General features: G+C 65.6%; 1 protein-coding gene. It reads left to right on the top strand.

Annotation, left to right across the window (positions count from 1 at the left end; all coding sequences use genetic code 11):
• The coding region (gene sdhA / locus NCR35_RS29710) for a succinate dehydrogenase flavoprotein subunit (protein WP_250537453.1) at positions 1 to 1,469 on the top strand (1,469 nt) is incomplete at both ends.

Below are 1,469 nucleotides of genomic sequence, written 5' to 3'. Positions count from 1 at the left end.
TTGCCGCGTCGGCGCTTCGACGTGGTGATCGTGGGCGCGGGCGGCTCGGGCATGCGCGCGTCGCTGCAGCTCGCGCGTGCGGGCCTGTCCGTCGCGGTGCTCTCCAAGGTGTTCCCGACGCGCTCGCATACGGTGGCCGCGCAAGGCGGCATCGGCGCATCGCTCGGCAACATGAGCGAAGACAACTGGCACTACCACTTCTACGACACGATCAAGGGCTCGGACTGGCTCGGCGACCAGGACGCCATTGAGTTCATGTGCCGCGAAGCGCCTAATGCGGTCTACGAACTCGAACACATGGGCATGCCGTTCGACCGCAATCCGGACGGCACCATCTATCAACGCCCGTTCGGCGGCCATACCGCGAACTACGGCGAGAAGCCTGTGCAACGCGCGTGCGCGGCGGCTGACCGCACGGGTCACGCGTTGCTGCACACGCTGTATCAGCAGAACGTCGCGGCCAAGACGCACTTCTTCGTCGAATGGATGGCGCTGGACCTGATCCGCGACGCCGACGGCGACGTGCTCGGCGTGACCGCGCTCGAAATGGAAACGGGCGACGTCTATATCCTCGAAGGCAAGACCACGTTGTTCGCCACGGGCGGGGCGGGTCGCATCTTCGCGGCATCGACCAATGCGTTCATCAATACGGGCGATGGTCTCGGCATGGCCGCGCGCTCGGGCATCGCGCTGCAGGACATGGAGTTCTGGCAGTTCCACCCGACGGGCGTCGCGGGCGCGGGCGTGCTGATCACCGAAGGCGTGCGCGGCGAAGGCGGCATTCTGCGTAACGCGAACGGCGACCGCTTCATGGAACGTTATGCGCCGACGCTCAAGGACCTCGCGCCGCGCGACTTCGTCTCGCGCTCGATGGACCAGGAGATCAAGGAAGGACGCGGCGTCGGCCCGAACAAGGACCACGTGCTGCTGGACCTCTCGCATATCGGCGCCGAGACGATCATGAAGCGTCTGCCGTCGATCCGCGAGATCGCGCTGAAGTTCGCCAACGTGGACTGCATCAAGGAGCCGATTCCCGTGGTGCCGACCATCCACTATCAGATGGGCGGTATTCCGACGAACATGCACGGGCAAGTGGTCGGCACGGCGAAGGGCTACGACGATCCGGTCAACGGCTTCTACGCGGTCGGCGAATGCTCGTGCGTGTCGGTGCACGGCGCGAACCGTCTGGGCACGAACTCGCTGCTCGACCTCGTCGTCTTCGGCCGCGCGGCGGGCAATCACATCATCAAGCACGCGACCGAGATGAAGGAGCACAAGCCGCTGCCGGCGGACGCTGCCGACTTCGCGATGGAACGCCTCGCGGTGCTGGAGAAGTCGAGTTCGGGCGAATACACGCAGCACATCGCCAACGACATCCGCGCGACGATGCAGTCGCACGCGGGCGTGTTCCGCACCTCGAAGCTCCTGGAAGAGGGCGTCGGCAAGATCGCGGATTTGGCCGAGCGCGT

It is taken from the genome of Caballeronia sp. AZ10_KS36, assembly GCF_023631105.1.
Lineage (GTDB): Bacteria > Pseudomonadota > Gammaproteobacteria > Burkholderiales > Burkholderiaceae > Caballeronia.
The sequence above is the reverse complement of the archived record's forward strand: the minus strand, read 5'-3'. Positions and strand labels throughout refer to the sequence as shown.